14 protein-coding genes are annotated in these 15723 nt (G+C 73.4%); 6 read left to right on the top strand and 8 right to left on the bottom strand.

Annotation, left to right across the window (positions count from 1 at the left end; all coding sequences use genetic code 11):
* Positions 1–90: 90 nt before the first annotated feature.
* The gene (gene mycP, locus FB157_RS24820) at positions 91–1278 is read right to left on the bottom strand and encodes a type VII secretion-associated serine protease mycosin (protein ID WP_186581665.1); all 1188 of its coding nucleotides are present in this window, start codon (positions 1276–1278) and stop codon (positions 91–93) included.
* Positions 1275–2156 (bottom strand): hypothetical protein, encoded by an 882-nt coding sequence (locus tag FB157_RS24815; protein WP_261386495.1) that lies wholly within the window; start codon positions 2154–2156, stop codon positions 1275–1277. Before FB157_RS24815 ends, mycP begins: the two co-directional genes overlap by 4 nt.
* A gap of 1332 nt (positions 2157–3488) precedes the next feature.
* Between FB157_RS24815 and FB157_RS24810 the strand changes: the two genes are divergently transcribed.
* Positions 3489–4691 carry an amino acid deaminase/aldolase gene (locus FB157_RS24810; protein WP_145882829.1) on the top strand — a complete coding sequence of 401 codons (1203 nt, stop codon included), beginning with the start codon at positions 3489–3491 and terminating at the stop codon, positions 4689–4691.
* Positions 4692–4785: 94 nt separating this feature from the next.
* Here the strand turns inward: FB157_RS24810 and FB157_RS24805 are convergent, their stop codons facing one another.
* The 3 genes from FB157_RS24805 to FB157_RS24795 are packed head-to-tail and all read right to left on the bottom strand — an operon-like array spanning position 4786 to position 8314.
* On the bottom strand, positions 4786–5568 hold the full coding sequence (locus FB157_RS24805) for a 3-oxoacyl-ACP reductase (RefSeq protein WP_145882828.1): 783 nt from the start codon (positions 5566–5568) through the stop codon (positions 4786–4788).
* On the bottom strand, positions 5565–6938 hold the full coding sequence (locus FB157_RS24800) for an aldehyde dehydrogenase (protein ID WP_145882827.1): 1374 nt from the start codon (positions 6936–6938) through the stop codon (positions 5565–5567). The genes FB157_RS24805 and FB157_RS24800 overlap by 4 nt, the downstream gene beginning before the upstream one ends.
* 11 nt (positions 6939–6949) lie before the next feature.
* The gene (locus FB157_RS24795; protein WP_145882826.1) at positions 6950–8314 is read right to left on the bottom strand and encodes a glutamine synthetase family protein; all 1365 of its coding nucleotides are present in this window, start codon (positions 8312–8314) and stop codon (positions 6950–6952) included.
* Positions 8315–8409: 95 nt separating this feature from the next.
* Between FB157_RS24795 and FB157_RS24790 the strand changes: the two genes are divergently transcribed.
* Both FB157_RS24790 and FB157_RS24785 read left to right on the top strand, forming a co-directional pair.
* Complete coding sequence (locus FB157_RS24790) at positions 8410–9162, top strand: FadR/GntR family transcriptional regulator (RefSeq protein ID WP_145882825.1); 753 nt, start codon at positions 8410–8412, stop codon at positions 9160–9162.
* Positions 9163–9214: 52 nt separating this feature from the next.
* On the top strand, positions 9215–9901 hold the full coding sequence (locus FB157_RS24785; RefSeq protein WP_145882824.1) for a gamma-glutamyl-gamma-aminobutyrate hydrolase family protein: 687 nt from the start codon (positions 9215–9217) through the stop codon (positions 9899–9901).
* Between the two features lie 2 nt (positions 9902–9903).
* On the opposite strand, the gene FB157_RS24780 is transcribed toward FB157_RS24785, so the two are convergent.
* Positions 9904–10833 carry a LysR family transcriptional regulator gene (locus tag FB157_RS24780; RefSeq protein ID WP_145882823.1) on the bottom strand — a complete coding sequence of 310 codons (930 nt, stop codon included), beginning with the start codon at positions 10831–10833 and terminating at the stop codon, positions 9904–9906.
* A 70-nt stretch (positions 10834–10903) separates the two neighbouring features.
* Between FB157_RS24780 and FB157_RS24775 the strand changes: the two genes are divergently transcribed.
* Entirely contained in the window at positions 10904–12052 is a 1149-nt protein-coding gene (locus FB157_RS24775) for a TDT family transporter (protein ID WP_145882847.1), read from the top strand.
* Here the strand turns inward: FB157_RS24775 and FB157_RS24770 are convergent.
* Entirely contained in the window at positions 11964–12683 is a 720-nt protein-coding gene (locus tag FB157_RS24770) for a helical backbone metal receptor (RefSeq protein WP_145882822.1), read from the bottom strand. The genes FB157_RS24775 and FB157_RS24770 overlap by 89 nt on opposite strands.
* A complete protein-coding gene (locus FB157_RS24765) occupies positions 12683–13255 on the bottom strand; it encodes a helix-turn-helix domain-containing protein (protein ID WP_145882821.1) in 573 nt (190 codons plus the stop codon). Before FB157_RS24765 ends, FB157_RS24770 begins: the two co-directional genes overlap by 1 nt.
* A 554-nt stretch (positions 13256–13809) precedes the next feature.
* Between FB157_RS24765 and FB157_RS24760 the strand changes: the two genes are divergently transcribed.
* Positions 13810–14730 (top strand): 5'-3' exonuclease, encoded by a 921-nt coding sequence (locus FB157_RS24760; protein WP_145882820.1) that lies wholly within the window; start codon positions 13810–13812, stop codon positions 14728–14730.
* A 112-nt stretch (positions 14731–14842) separates the two neighbouring features.
* Positions 14843–15691 carry a siderophore-interacting protein gene (locus FB157_RS24755; RefSeq protein ID WP_145882819.1) on the top strand — a complete coding sequence of 283 codons (849 nt, stop codon included), beginning with the start codon at positions 14843–14845 and terminating at the stop codon, positions 15689–15691.
* Positions 15692–15723 lie beyond the last annotated feature (32 nt).

Genomic DNA, 15723 nt, shown 5'->3' with positions numbered 1-15723 from the left:
TCTCCACACCTACAACCACCACCGCTGCCACACCGCACTCGGAGGCCAGCCCCCGATCAGCCGAGTGAACAACGCTGCGGGTCAATACACCTAGGACGTCGTCCTGCGGTTCCTCCACAGGACCACGGCCGCCACCAGCAGGACTCCGCCGATGCTGCCTGCCAGGGGGCCCGCCCAGTCCGAGGCGGACGTGGTGGACCGGGGGGTGTCCGGGCCGGGGCCGAAGTACTTCTTGTCGTACGACGCCGGGCGCAGGCCCTTCGGCTTGAGCCCGGCCGCTGCCTTGAGGGCTGCCGCGGGGTCGATCATGCCGAAGCCCCGGGAGTCGTCGCGGCCGCCCACCGGAGCGTCGCGGGCCGTGTCCTCGAGGAGCTTCTTGATCTGGGCCGGGGTGAGGGTGGGGTGGGCCGCCTTGATCAGGGCCGCGGCGCCCGAGACGAAGGCGGAGGCGGCCGAGGTGCCCCAGCCCTCGTAGTACTTGTGGTCGGGGTCGGCGATCACGACGTTCACGCCGGGCGCGCTGACCGCTGCGTACCAGCGGCGGGTGGAGAAGGAGGCGCGCGTGCCGTACTTGTCCACGGCCGTGGCGGCGATGACGCCCGGGTAGGCGGCCGGGTAGGAGACGTGGTCGCCCTTGTCGCCGCCGTTGCCCGCGGAGGCCACGACGACCACGCCCTTCTTCAGCGCGTACTGCACGGCCTCGTCCTCGCTGCGCTCCGGGTGGGCGGAGTTGGAGTCGTCGCCCAGGGATAGGTTGATGACGTCGGCGCCGTGGTCGGCGGCCCAGCGGATGCCGTCGGCGAGGGCGTTGCCGCGGGTGGTGCGGGCCTTGGCGCGGGCGGGGTCGCCGTCCTCGAGGATGACCCGGACGGGCAGGATCTTCGCCTCGGGAGCGACGCCCACGACGCCCTCGGTGCCGCCGGGCCCGTGGCCGTGCCCGGCGATGATGCCGGCCATGGCCGTGCCGTGCCGGGCCCAGGCGCGGTCGCCGGGCCCGGCACCGAAGCCGATCATGTCCTTGGTGGACAGGACGTTGCCGGCCAGGTCCGGGTGGTCGGCCTCGACTCCGGTGTCCAGGACGGCGACGGTGACGCCCTGCCCCTTGGTGGTGCGCCAGGCCTCGTCGAGGTGGAGGGCGGACAGGCCCCACTGCTGGGCGCGGATGCTGTCGGCGTGGGCCGCGGCGGACGGCAGCAGGACGAGGGAGCCGGCGAGCAGGAGGCTCACCGCCGACCCGGTCATTCGCACGCGGCGCCGGCCGCGCGTCGTTCGCCTCATGACGGTTTCTCCGTGGCCGAGCTGACGGTCTGGCGCAGTCGCCGTTCGACGCGGTCGGCCAGGCCCTGTGCCTCGTTGCCGAGACCGGCCTGGGCGGGTGCCGAGGTGGCGCCCGTGCGGAGGGCGTCCGCTGCGGGCTGGGGCGAGTCGACGGTACGTCCGTCCGCCCAGCCGGAGACCGAGTAGGCGACGACGGGTGCGTCGGTGAGGACGGAGAGGGTCCAGCTGGCGCGCTGCTTGTCGCCGAACCCGGCCGCGGCGGTGCCCTTGGCGGCGTACGGCCGGGGCATCAGGTCGCTGCGGCGGTCCAGGTGCTCGTCGCGGAAGCGGGCGGCGAGCGAGGACATGGCGGCGGAGTCGCCCTTGGTGAAGAGCAGGCCGACGGTGGTGACGTAGGTCTGGGTGGCGTCGGTGTAGGTGGCGCGCAGCAGCCGCTGGCAGCCGACGGGGGCGAGCGCCTTGTGCAGCAGCGGGTCGAAGGCGTCGGCGCACTTGGTGTCCGGGGCGACGGCGATCCGCGTCCACGTCCGGTCGGCACCGCCGGGGCCGGCACCGGTGCCCTGGAGGGTGGGCGGGAAGAGCCGGTCGACGGGCACGCTGTGCCACAGCGTCGCGGCCGCGGTGAAACCGTTCCCGGCGGGACCGTCCCCACCATCCCCGGTGAGCCAACTCCCGGTCACGGCACCGCCGATGAGGCCGAGCCCGAGGACCAGGCAGGCTGCGGCAGCGGCGGTTCGGGGACCTACCCGCACGCCCAGCGGCCGCGTCCGCATCCGCTCGTCGTACCCCTCGGGCTCCCCGAACGACACGACGGGCCGAGCGGCGGCCCCGGCACTCCACGAGAGCGCCGGGTCCGGCGAGGCCGGAGCAGGGCTCACCGGGTGTGCGGGATCGTTCGGGCTCCAGGCACCCCGGAGGTCACGCGCCGGAGGCCTGGGGGGCGGCAGCGGGGAGGTCGGGCGGGCGCCGGCAGGGGCCTGCGCGGAGGCCGCACGGCCGACGGCCTGCTTTGCCACGGAATCCGGACGACCGGGAGCGGCCCCCTCCGGACGACCCGTGGACGGCGTGGCCGCGGAACCCGGACGGCCGGGAACGGACCCACCCGGGCCACCGGCGAACGCCGCGGACGCGGAACCCGCACCACCCGGAGCAGACTCCGCCGGACGACCGGCAGACGGCGCGGACGCAGAACCCGGACGGCCGGGAACGGACCCACCCGGGCCACCGGCGAACGCCGCGGACGCGGAACCCGCACCACCCGGAGCAGACCCGGCCGGACGACCCGCGGACGGCGAACCGGGACGGCCGCCGGGCACGGACTCTCCCGGGCGGCCGGCGAGCGGCACGACCGCAGGGCCGGGGCGCTGCGGCTCGGCCGCCGGCTGGCGGAGCCGGGTCGTCGTCTCCGTCAGGGACTCCGCAGGTGCTCCCGGGCGGGGCGGCATGGTGGTGGCGGCCCGTTCGGCGCGTGCCTTGCGGCCCGTGCTCGGTGCCGTGTCGGGGAGCCGGCCCGCGCTCGGCGGGGTGTCGGGGAAGCGGGCCGAGGCGGGGGGCGGCGGCGGGCTCACCAGGCCGGGAGCCTCGGGTACGGCGGTGGGCCGGAAGCCGGCGAACCGGGCGGGGCCCGCGCCGGCAGCCTGTGCCGGGTGGTCGGACTGTTCCTCCCCCGGTGCCCGTGCGGGCACACCCCGCGCGGCGCGGGGTGCGAAGACGGAGGGCTCCTCGTCGGGATCCTCGGAGTCCGGTGCGGCCGGGACCGGCGCAGGCCCGGCGGAAGTGGTCCGGTACCCGGCCGGTTCGCGGGCGCCCGTCGGTGCCGGCGGTCCGGCCGTCGGTGCCGTTGCGTGGGTGGCCGGTGACGGGGGTTCGGGGGTGGGGCCGGGAGGCGGATTCGTCGGGCGTGGCGGTACGGGGGCGCGGCGCGCTTCCGTGCTCATGCACCCCCCGTTTCCTCGTGCCCGGGCCGTTTCCTCGTACGCGGGCCGTCTCGCTCCTCGGCCGCGCCCGGTGCGGAGATTCCGTCCGGGCACGCATACCCGTACGGCTGGACCGGCATCCCGGTTCAGGTGAAGTGGCCGGACACGTTCCGCCGTACGTGCGCGTCACTCTACGGGTTGTCCGGGAGAGAAGGAGAACCAGTCCACGAGCCCGGGGCATCTGCCCGGAACGTCCCCCTACCCTGCGGTAATCCTGTCTGGCAGGCTTCCGTCATGACTGCGCCTGCCGCTGATCGGGCCCGTTACGACCGGGCCACCGCCCATCTCGACGCCCCCCTGGCGATCGTGGACCTGGACGCCTTCGACGCCAACGCGGACGATCTGGTCCGCCGTGCCGCCGGAAAGCCGGTCCGGGTCGCGAGCAAGTCCGTTCGCTGCCGGGCCCTGCTGGAACGCGTCCTGGCCAGGGACGGATTCCAGGGCATCATGTCGTTCACCCTCGCCGAGTCGCTGTGGCTCGCGCGTTCCGGGTTCGACGACGTCCTGCTGGCCTATCCGTCCGCGGACCGGTCCGGTTTCGCGGAGCTGACCGCCGATCCCAAGCTCGCGGGTGCCGTCACCGTGATGATCGACGACGTCGCCCACCTCGACCTCATCGACGCGTCCCGTGACGGCGGGCGTGAAGTGGTCCGGGTCTGCCTGGAGTTGGACACGTCGCTGAAACTGCTGGGCGGCCGGGTCCGGGTCGGGGCACTGCGTTCGCCACTGCGCTCGCCCGCCCAACTCGCCGAGCTGGCCCGTGCGGTGGCCCGGCGGCCGGGCTTCAGGCTGGTGGGCGTCATGGCGTACGAGGGGCACATCGCCGGGGTCGGGGACTCGGTGGCGGGACGGCCGCTGCGGTCGCGGGCGATCCGGCTGATGCAGGCGACCGCGAAGCGTGAGCTGGTCGAGCGGCGCGCCGCCGTGGTGCGGGCGGTGCGGGCGGTGGCGCCCGACCTGGAGTTCGTCAACGGCGGTGGCACGGGCAGTGTGCAGCACACCGCCGCCGAGGACGCGGTCACGGAGATCGCGGCGGGGTCCGGTCTGTACGTGCCGCGGCTCTTCGACAACTACACGTCCTTCACCGGCCGTCCGGCCGCCCTGTTCGCCCAGCCCGTCGTGCGGCGGCCGGGCGTGGGTGTCGTGACCGTGCTCGGCGGCGGCTATCCGGCCTCCGGCGCGGCCGGTCCCGACCGGCTGCCGGTGCCGTACCTGCCGGAGGGGCTCAGGTACGACCCGCAGGAGGGCCCCGGCGAGGTGCAGACACCGCTGCTGGGTTCGCCTGCCGACGATCTGCTCATCGGCGACAAGGTGTGGTTCCGGCACGCCAAGGCGGGCGAGCTGTGCGAGCGGTTCGACGCGCTGCACCTGATCGAGGGGGACGCGGTGACGGCGACCGTGCCCACCTATCGGGGTGAGGGGCAGACCTTCCTCTGAGGGTCATGCGGTGGGCGCGGCCGCCAGGGTGGCGGCCGCTGCCGGCGGCCGCGCGGGATGCTGTCGCATGCGCGCGGGCCGTACACCTTTGTTCCTACAGGGGCGTGACGTACGCGCCCGAGATCCCGCCGTCCACCAGGAAGTCGGTGGCGTTGACGAAGGAGGAGTCGTCGCTGGCCAGGAAGGCGACGGCGGCGGCGATCTCCTCGGCCTCGGCGAACCGGCCGACGGGGATGTGGACGAGGCGGCGGGCGGCCCGCTCCGGGTCCTTGGCGAACAGCTCCTGCAGGAGCGGGGTGTTCACCGGGCCCGGGCAGAGCGCGTTGACCCGGATGCCCTCGCGGGCGAACTGCACACCCAGTTCACGGGACATGGCGAGCACGCCGCCCTTGGAGGCCGTGTAGGAGATCTGCGAGGTCGCCGCGCCCATCCGGGCCACGAAGGACGCCGTGTTGATGATGGAGCCCCGGCCCTGGCGGCGCATGTACGGGATGGCGGCCTTGCAGCACAGGTAGACCGAGGTGAGGTTGACCTCCTGGACCCGCTTCCAGGCCTCCAGGCCGGTCTCCAGGATGGAGTCGTCGTCGGGCGGGGAGATGCCCGCGTTGTTGAAGGCGACGTCGACGCTGCCGTAGGTGTCGAAGGCGGTCTTGAACAGCGCCTCGACCTGCTCGGGGTCGGTGACGTCGACCTTGACGAAGGTCCCGCCGACCTCGTCGGCGGCGGCCTTGCCGCGGGCCTCGTCGACGTCGCCGCAGACCATGTGCGCGCCCTCGGAGGCGAGACGGCGGGCGGCGGCGAGGCCGATGCCGCTGCCGGCTCCGGTGACGACGGCGGTACGGCCGACCAGGCGGCGGCAAACGATGTTGTCGGTCACAGTGCGGGGCCCTCCGTGCTGATGAAGACGTTCTTGGTTTCGGTGAAGGCGGTCAGGGCGTCCGGGCCGAGCTCACGGCCGAGGCCGGACTGCTTGAAGCCGCCGAACGGGGTCCAGTAGCGGACGCTGGAGTGGGAGTTGACGGACAGGTTGCCCGCGCGGACGGCCTGGGAGACGCGCAGGGCGCGGCCGACGTCCCGGGTCCAGATGGAGCCGGAGAGGCCGTAGGGGGTGTCGTTGGCGAGGCGGATCGCGTCCTGTTCGTCGGTGAAGGGGAGGAGGACGGCGACGGGGCCGAAGATCTCCTCGCGGGCCGCCGCGCTGTCGTGCTTCTCCCCCGTCAGGACCGTCGGCGGGAACCAGAAGCCGGGTCCGTCGGGTGCGCTGCCGCGCAGCGCCTGAGCGCCTTCGGGGACGTACGACCGGACGCGGTCGAGCTGCTGACGGGAGATCAGCGGGCCCATCTGGGTCTTCTCGTCGGCCGGGTCGCCCACCACGACGCCGGCCAGTGCGTCGGCGAGGAAGTCGCGGGCCTCGTCGTACACCGACTCCTGGACGAGGATGCGGGTGCGGGCGCAGCAGTCCTGGCCGGAGTTGTCCAGGAAGGAGAAGGGGTCGAGGGCGGACTTGAGATCGGCGTCGGCGAAGACCACGTTGGGGCTCTTGCCGCCGAGTTCCAGCGTGACCGGCTTGACGAGCTTCGCGCAGCGCTCCATGACCTCACGGCCGGTGCGGGTGGATCCGGTGAACACGATCTTGGCGACGTCGGAGTGGTCGACCAGCGCGCGGCCCGCGGTGCGGCCGTAGCCGGGGAGCACCTGGAACACCCCTTCGGGCAGGCCCGCCTCCAGGGCGAGTCCGGCCAGCCGCAGCGCCGTCAGCGGGGTGGTCTCGGCGGGCTTGAGCACGACGGCGTTGCCCGCGGCGAGGGCCGGGAAGGAACCCCAGCCGGCGATCGGCATGGGGAAGTTCCAGGGGGCGATCACGCCCACGACGCCCAGGGGTTCGTGGAACGTGACGTCCCAGCCGCCGGGTGCGGGGATCTGCCGGCCGAGCAGGCGTTCGGCGCCGCCCGCCGCGTACAGCAGCAGGTCGCGTGCGTTGCCGGCCTCCCAGCGGGCGTTGCCGAGGGTGTGACCGGCCTCACGGACCTCCAGCCGGGCCAGTTCGTCGATGTGGGAGTCGACTACGTCGGCGAATCGGCGCAGCTGGCGGGCGCGGTCGGCGGGCGGGAGGGCGGCCCACTTCTCCTGGGCGCGCGAGGCCCGTACGACGGCGGCGTCCACCTCGGCCGCGTCGGCGGCGGGGACGGTGGCGACGACCTCCTCGGTGGCGGGGTTGAGGACCTTCAGCTCGTGCGGGTCGGACACGTGTTGACCTTTCACAGGCGTTCGAAGGAGCGGCGCAGCTCCCAGTCGGTGACCGCGGCGTCGAAGGCCTCCAGTTCGACGCGTGCCATGTTGCGGTAGTGCGCGACGACCTCGTCGCCGAAGGCGGCCTTGGCGATCGGGCTGTTCTCCCAGAGCTCGGCGGCCTCGCGCAGGGTGGTCGGGACGTGCTCGAAGTCGGCGGTGTAGGCGTTGCCGGGGCAGGGCTCGGGGAGTTCCAGCTGCTGCTCGATGCCGTACAGGCCCGCGGCGACCAGTCCGGCGACGGCGAGGTACGGGTTGACGTCTCCGCCCGGGAGGCGGTTCTCGAAGCGCAGGGAGCGGCCGTGGCCGACCACGCGCAGGGCGCAGGTGCGGTTGTCGTGACCCCAGGCGACGGCCGTGGGGGCGAAGGAGCCGGGCTGGAACCGCTTGTAGGAGTTGATGTTGGGGGCGTAGAGCAGGGAGAAGTCGCGCAGGGCGGCGAGCTGTCCGGCGAGGAAGTGCCGCATGACGTCGGACATCCCGCCGTCGCCGGCCCGCGCCATCGCGTTCTCGCCGTCGGCGTCCGCGAGCGAGAGGTGGATGTGGCAGGAGTTGCCCTCGCGCTCGTTGTACTTGGCCATGAAGGTGATCGAGACGCCCTCCTGGGCGGCGATCTCCTTGGCACCTGTCTTGTACAGGGCGTGCTGGTCGCACGTGCGCAGGGCCTCGTCGTAGCGGAAGGCGATCTCGTGCTGGCCGGGGTTGCACTCGCCCTTGGCGGACTCGACGGTGAGGCCGGCGGCGGCCATGTCGTTGCGCAGGCGGCGCAGCAGGGGCTCGATGCGGCCGGTGCCGAGGATGGAGTAGTCGATGTTGTACTGGTTGGCCGGGGTCAGGTCGCGGTAGTTCGCGTCCCAGGCCTGCTCGTAGCTGTCCTTGAAGACGATGAACTCCAGCTCGGTGCCGACCTGGGCGGTGAGGCCGAGTTCGGCGAGCCGGTCGAGCTGGCGGCGCAGGATCTGGCGTGGGGCGGCGACGACCGGGGCGCCGTCGTTCCAGGCGAGGTCGGCGACGAGCAGGGCGGTGCCGGGGTGCCAGGGGATGCGGCGCAGGGTGGCGAGGTCGGGGTGCATGGCGAAGTCGCCGTAGCCTCGGTCCCAGGAGGACATCGCGTAGCCGTCGACGGTGTTCATCTCGGTGTCGACGGCGAGGAGGTAGTTGCAGCCCTCGGTGCCGTGCTGCAGGACCTCGTCGAGGAAGAATCGGGCGGCGAACCGCTTGCCCTGGAGACGCCCTTGCATGTCGGGGAAGGCCAGGACGACAGTGTCGATCTCACCACCGGCGACGAGGGCGTGCAGCTCCTCGACACTCAATGGGGGTGTGCGGTCTGCCACGGGAGAGCCTCCTTAGGCTGCTTCGCGTCTTACGGCGGGGCCGGGAGTCATAAGGTATTGCGGAGAACCATTGCTTGGGAAGGGGGTACGGCCGGATGTCGCAGGAGACGGACGCGCAGGGCGTGCACGCACAGGGAGTCGACGACCGGCTGGCTCCGGTGCTGCGGCCGGTGCGGGCGGGCAACGGCTTCGAGGAAGCGCTGGAGCAGATCCTGCAGGTCGTACGGCTCGGCCTGGTGGCGGGCGGCGAGCGGCTGCCCGCCGAGCGGGAGCTGGCGGAGCGGCTCGGCATCAGCCGGGTGACCCTGCGCGAGGTGCTGAAGGTGCTGCAGGACCAGGGCCTGGTGGAGGCGCGGCGCGGGCGGTACGGCGGAACGTTCGTGCTGCCGCGCACGGACGCGGGCGGCGAGGACGAGCTGCGGCGGCGGATCGCCGAGGTCGACATCGAGGACATGCTGCGCTTCCGCGAGGTGCTCGAGGTGGGAGCGGCAGGGCTGTGCGCGGCGCACGGACTGACCGACGAGCAGGCCGGGCGGCTGCGGGAGGCGCTGGACCGCACCCATGAGGCGCCGCTCGCGGACTACCGGCGGCTGGACACGCTGCTGCACCTGACGCTGGCCGAGCTGTGCGGTTCGCCGTCGCTGACCGCGCAGTACGCGGCGGTGCGGGCGACCGTCAACGACCTGCTGGACTGCATCCCGTTGCTGGTGCGCAACCTGGAGCACTCGCAGCGGCAGCACATCGCGCTGGTGGAGGCGGTGCTGGACGGGGACGCGGACGGAGCGCGGGAGATGATGCGGGAGCACTGCGCGGGTACGGCGGCGCTGCTGCGGGGCTTCCTGGCGTGAGCCCGCTCTGCAAAGGTATGAATATCTACCTTTGGATGCCTGGGAGGGCGGCATGACCGTACGACCGCTGATCGGTGTGAGCACGTACCTGGAGGCCGGTGCGCGCTGGGGGGTGTGGGAGCTGGACGCCGCGCTGCTGCCGGCCGGCTATCCGCGGCTGGTGCAGCGGGCCGGGGGGCTCGCCGCCATGCTCCCGCCGGACGCGCCCGAGCGGGCCGCGGAGGCGGTGGAGCGGCTGGACGGCCTGGTGATCGCGGGCGGCCCGGACGTCGACCCGTCGCGGTACGGCGCCGAGCGGTCGCCGCGCACGGGGCCGCCCGCGCCGGAGCGGGACGCGTGGGAACTCGCGCTGATCGGGGCGGCGCTGGCGGCACGGGTGCCGGTGCTGGGGATCTGCCGGGGGATGCAGCTGCTGAACGTGGCTCTCGGCGGCACGCTGGTGCAGCACATGGACGGGCACGCGGAGGTGGTCGGGGTGTTCGGGGGGCATACCGTGAAGCCGGTGCCGGGCACGCTGTACGCGCGGATCGCGCCCGAGGAGACGACCGTGCCGACGTATCACCATCAGGCGGTGGAGCGGCTCGGTACGGGTCTGGTGCCCTCCGCCCACGCGGCGGACGGGACCGTGGAGGCGATCGAACTGCCGTCGGGCGAGGGCTGGGTGCTCGGGGTGCAGTGGCATCCGGAGATGGGCGACGATCTGCGGGTGATGCGGGCTCTGGTGCTGGCCGCGTCCTGAGGTCACCCCCTCGTCAGCGACAGCAGCTCCCGCGCCGGCCCCGTGGGCCGGTGCCCCGTCGGCCACACCGCGCGCAGATCCCGGCGCAACGAAACCCCCTCGACCGGGATGCTCACCAGCCGTCGCATCCCCAGCTCCTCCCCCACGGCCAGTTCACTGAGGACCGAAGGACCCGCGCCGCTGACCGCCGAGGCCTTCACGGCCGTGGTGGAGGAGAGTTCCATCAGGGGGCGGGCCAGGCCGCCGAGGGCCGCGTCCAGGACCTGGCGGGTGCCGGAGCCGCGTTCGCGCAGGATCAGGGGCGTGGCGGCCAGCTCCTCGGGGGTGAGGGGACGCCGCCGACGGGCCCAGGGGTGGCCGGGGGCCGTGACGACGATCAGGCGGTCGTGGGCGATCACGGTGGAGTCCAGACCCGCCGGGACCGTGAGGCCTTCCACGAAGCCCAGGTCCGCCTCGTCGGCCAGCAGGAGTTCCGCCACCTTCGCCGAGTTGCCCGCGAGCAGCGAGACCGCGGTGTCGGGGCGCTCGGCGTGCAGGGCGAGGAGCCAGCCCGGGAGCAGGTACTCGGCGATGGTCATGCTCGCAGCCACCCGCAGCCGCGAGTCCCGACGGTCGCGCAGCGCCCGGGCGCCCGCGTCGAAGGCGGCCGCCGCCTCCACCACCCGGCGGGCCCAGTCCGTCACCAGGGCGCCCGCGTCCGTGAGCCGGGAGCCGCGCGGGGAGCGGTCGACCAGGGCCACGCCCAGCTGGCGTTCCATGGAGCGGATGCGGCTGCTGGCGGCCGGCTGGGTGATGCCGACCTCGCGTGCCGCCGCCCCGAGACTGCCCAGGCGGGCCACGGCCAGCAGCAGTTCCAGCGCGCCGAGGTCCGGCACCCGGTGCGCCAGTGACCCGGCGGGACGGCCGTCGGCCGTCGCGTACTCCTCGCTCATAAAGCCAGTTTATGCCCTCATAGACATGAACTCCCTGGTCAGCGGCGCCCGGGGGCGGGACGGTGGGGTCATGGTCACCGCAGCCCATTTCCTGCCCGCCACCCGCGTCCGGCACCTCGGTCCCAACTGGTACGCCTCCGTGATGGGGACCTCCGTCGTCGGCACGGCCGGTGCCGCACTGCCCCTGCGCCTTCCCGGGCTGCGCGAGGTGTGCACGGCCGTCTGGGCGCTGGCCCTCCTCATGCTGCTGACCCTGCTGACCGCCCGCGCCCGGCACTGGGCGCACCACCGCGACCAGGCCCGCGCCCACCTCCTCGACCCGGCCATGGCCCCCTTCTACGGCTGCCTGTCCATGGCCCTGCTGGCGGTCGGCGGCGGCGCTCTGACCGTCGGCCGGGACTGGATCGGCACGGGTCCGGCCGTCGCACTCGACACGGTGCTGTTCAGTGCCGGTACGGCGGTCGGGCTCGCGGCCGCCGTGGCCGTGCCCTACCTGATGACCGTGCACCACCGCGTCCAGGCGGCCCAGGCCACCCCGGTCTGGCTGCTGCCGCTCGTCGCGCCGATGGTCTCCGCCGCGCTCGGTCCGCTGCTGGTGCCGCATCTGCCGCCGGGGCAGCCTCGCGAGACGCTGCTGCTGGCGTGCTTCGCGCTGTTCGGGCTGAGCCTGCTGGCGACGCTGCTGATGCTGCCGCTGGTCTTCGCCCGCCTGATCACCTCGGGCCCGCTGCCGCTCGCCCTCACCCCGACCCTGTTCCTGGTCCTCGGTCCGCTCGGGCAGTCCACCACCGCCGTCGGCCTGATCGCGGACGCGGCCCCCCGGGTCGTACCGGCCCCGTACGACCGCGGTTTCGCCGTGTTCGCGCTGGTCTACGGCGTGCCGGTCATGGGGTTCGCACTGCTGTGGCTGGCGCTCGCGGCCGTGCACGTGGTGCGGGCCCGGCGGCAGGGCATGGGTTTCGCCATGACCTGGTGGGCGTTCACCTTCCCCGTGGGCACCTGTGTCACCGGCGCCGCCGCCCTGGCCCGGCACACCGGGCTCGCCGCGTACGAGACCCTGGCCGTCGGCCTGTACGGCATCCTGGTCGCCGCGTGGCTCGCGGCCGCGTCGGGGACGGTGCGGGGGCTGCTCAGCGGTGAGCTGCTCGCAGCGCCTCGGCCAGCACCCGTGGCGCCTCTGCCAGCGACGGTCCGTACCAGGTCAGGTGTCGTCCGCTGACCAGGGCGCAGGGCAGGCCCGGGAAGGCCTCGGGGCCGTCGTCGGCGGTGAAGCGGTAGGGCTCGTCCGGCAGCACCACGACGTCCGGGGCGGCCGCCCGCAGTTCTTCCAGGGGCACGCGGGGATAGCGATCGGAGTGCGTGGCGTGGATGTGGTGCACGCCGAGACGGGCCAGCACGTCACCCGCGAAGGTGTCCCGGCCCAGGACCATCCAGGGGCGGCGCCAGATCGGCACGACCGCGGTCACAGGGCTCCCGGGTCCGGGAAGCCCGGTCCAGGCGGCCTCGGCCTCGTCCAGCCAGGGCTGCCGGGCCGGTGCGCCGCACCCGGTCAGCACCCGCTCCAGCTCCCGGAAGGCCTGCGGCACCGTCCGCACCTCGGTGACCAGCACGTCGAGGCCCGCCGCGCGCAGGGCGTCCAGGTCGGGGGCGCGGTTCTCCTCCTCGTTGGCGATCACCAGGTCGGGGGCGAGGCCGATGATCCGCTCCGTGTCCGGGTTCTTCGTGCCGCCGATCCGGCTGACGTCGAGGTCCGCGGGACGGCTGCACCAGTCGGTGGCCCCGACCAGGACTCCGGGCAGTGTCACGGCGACCGCCTCGGTGAGAGACGGGACCAGGGAGACGACTCGCACTAGCGGGGCCGGTCCTGCACGGCCTCGATGTGTTCGGCGACCGCGACCACGATGACCCGCGTGTCGGGGACGGTGGCCCGCCAGCGATGCCGGACTCCGCCGGTGAGGTAGAGGGTGTCGCCCCGTCCGAGGCGGTACGCGCGGCCCTCGGCCTCGATCTCGACCGCGCCGTCGGCGACGTACATCAGCTCGTCGTTGCGGTGCTGGAACTCGCGGCCGGCGTCGTGGTCGCCGGTGAACTCGGAGGCGTGCAGCTGGTGGTGGCCACGCACCAGGGAGCGGGTGCGCGGGTCGAAGTCGCCCTCGTCGAGGGGCTCGCCACGGACGACGTCCACACTGCAGGCCGGGTCGGCGGCGGCGAGGAGTTCCACGGCCGTGGTGCGCAGGGCGTCGGCCAGCTTCTCCAGGGAGGTGCGGCTCGGGCGGGCCCGGTCGTTCTCGACCTGGCTGAGGAAGGGCACCGAGAGGCCACTGCGCTCGGCCACGACGGCGAGGGTGAGCTCCAGCGCACGGCGACGCCGCCGGACGGCCGCGCCCACCCGCACGGGCTGCTGCTCTTTGTGGTCGCCCATCGCTCCGGCTCCCTCCTTCACTCGTCGCGCCGACAGGGTGTCCACCGCCGGACACACCCCTGATGAGTTGTCTGCACCCTACGCATGTTCGGCAAACCGTTTCATGCGGCTGTCACATCCCCGACACGCCGGTGGGCCCGCACCCCCATGGTTCGCGCCAGTGCGGCCGCTCGCCGTGCGGGACGGGTCTCCCCTGGTTCAAGGCCGGAGCGGGCCTTCGTGTTCCCGCGGGGGCAGGGCCCATGGCGCTCCGTGGTTGGCCGGATCCTGACCGTGAGAAATCCGGCGGAGGCCGGCGCCCGGATGCACCGCGAGGGGTGGCGCCCGGAGACGCCGCGGTGGGGGTGGTCGGGAAGGTCAGGTCACCCGGCCGCCCCGCTCCCGGCACCCTTGCGGGCCACCGGCGCCCACCGGAGGACGAGCCGAAGATCCCCATGCCTCCGGCCACGGGCGCGAGGACGACCACGCCGACGACGGCGACCTGAGTGGCCCAGCCCACAGGGGTGGATCCGTGGCGGCAGGTGACCGTCAGTGCCGTACGGCATGATGCGACCGTGACCGGACGACTCATGCTTCTCGACACCGCCTCGCTGTACTTCCGCGCCTACTTCGGCGTGCCGGACTCCGTGCGGGCGCCCGACGGTACGCCGGTGAACGCCGTGCGGGGACTGCTCGACTTCATCGACCGGCTGGTCCAGGACCACCGGCCGGCGAAGCTGGTGGCCTGCATGGACGCCGACTGGCGGCCGCAGTGGCGGGTGGACCTGATCCCCACCTACAAGGCGCACCGGGTCGCCGAGGAGCACGAGGGCACGCCGGACGAGGAGGAGGTACCGGACACGCTCACCCCGCAGGTGCCGGTCATCGAGGCCGTGCTGGACGCGGTCGGCATCGCCCGGGTCGGGGTCGCGGACTACGAGGCGGACGACGTGATCGGCACGTTCACCGCGCGCGCCGACGGACCGGTCGACATCGTCACCGGCGACCGCGACCTGTATCAGCTCGTCGACGACGAGCGCGGCATCCGCGTGCTGTACCCGCTGAAGGGGGTCGGCACGCTGCAGCTGACCGACGAGGCCGTACTGCGTGGGAAGTATGGGGTCGACGGGCGGGGGTACGCGGATCTGGCACTGCTGCGCGGCGACCCGAGCGACGGCCTGCCGGGCGTGTCCGGGATCGGCGAGAAGACGGCCGCCAAGCTGCTCGCCGAGTTCGGCGACCTGGCCGGGATCATGGCGGCGGTCGACGACCCGAAGGCGAAGCTCACGCCGTCGCAGCGCAAGCGGCTGACCGAGGCCAGGCCGTATGTCGCGGTCGCGCCGAAGGTGGTGCGGGTGGCCGACGACGTCCCGCTGCCGGACGTCGACACCACGCTGCCGCACACCCCGCGGGATCCGGCGGGACTCGAGGAACTGGCGGCGCGCTGGGGGCTGGGCGGCTCCCTGCAGCGGTTGCTGACGACACTGGGACAGTGAGTCCGACCGGAATATTCCGGCAAAGCGCGTTCACCAAGGCCTTGCGAGAGGCCTCTCGACCAGAGAGAGATGCTAACTTAGGTAAACCTAACCAATGCAGCAGGAGGCCGTGATGGCAGAGCGTCCGGGACGAAAGCCGCGCAAGCTCCATACCGCCCAGGTGGTGCGCACGGAGCGGCTCACGCCGCATATGCAGCGTGTGGTGCTCGGCGGCGAGGGCCTCGCCGATTTCGCCGCGGACACCTGCACCGACCACTATGTGAAGCTGCTGTTCGGCCCTCCTGGCGTGACCTACCCGGAGCCCTTCGACGTGGAGCGGATCCGCGCGGAGTTCCCCCGTGAGCAGTGGCCGGTGACGCGGACGTACACCGTGCGCGCCTGGGATCCCGAGCACCGCGAGCTGACCCTGGACTTCGTGATCCATGGTGACGAGGGTCTGGCCGGGCCGTGGGCCACCCGGGTGCAGCCCGGTGAGAGCGTGCGCTTCATGGGCCCGGGGGGTGCGTACGCGCCCGACCCGAGCGCCGACTGGCATCTGCTCGCCGGTGACGAGAGCGCGCTGCCCGCGATCGCCCGCGCCCTGGAGACGCTGCCCTCCGACGCCCGGGCGTACGCCTTCGTGGAGGTGTCCGGCCCCGAGGAGGAGCAGAAGATCGACTCCGAGGTGGAGGTCGTCTGGGTGCACCGCGGGGACCGGCCGGTGGGCGAGGCCCTGGTGGCGGCCGTGCACGCGCTGGAGTTCCCCGAGGGCCGGATGCACGCGTTCGTGCACGGCGAGGCGAGCTTCGTGAAGGAGCTGCGCCGGCTGCTCCGGCTCGAGCTGCAGATTCCGCGCGAGGACCTGTCGATCTCCGGCTACTGGCGCCTCGGCCACAACGAGGACGGCTGGCAGGCCTCCAAGCGGGACTGGAACGCGCGCATCGAGGCCGAGCAGGAGAGTGACGGCGCGGCGGCGGCCTGAACCCTTCGCGAGCGGCGGCACCCTGACCGGGT

It is taken from the genome of Streptomyces sp. BK340 (assembly GCF_007827595.1).
Classification (GTDB): domain Bacteria; phylum Actinomycetota; class Actinomycetes; order Streptomycetales; family Streptomycetaceae; genus Streptomyces.
The sequence above is the reverse complement of the archived record's forward strand: the minus strand, read 5'-3'. Positions and strand labels throughout refer to the sequence as shown.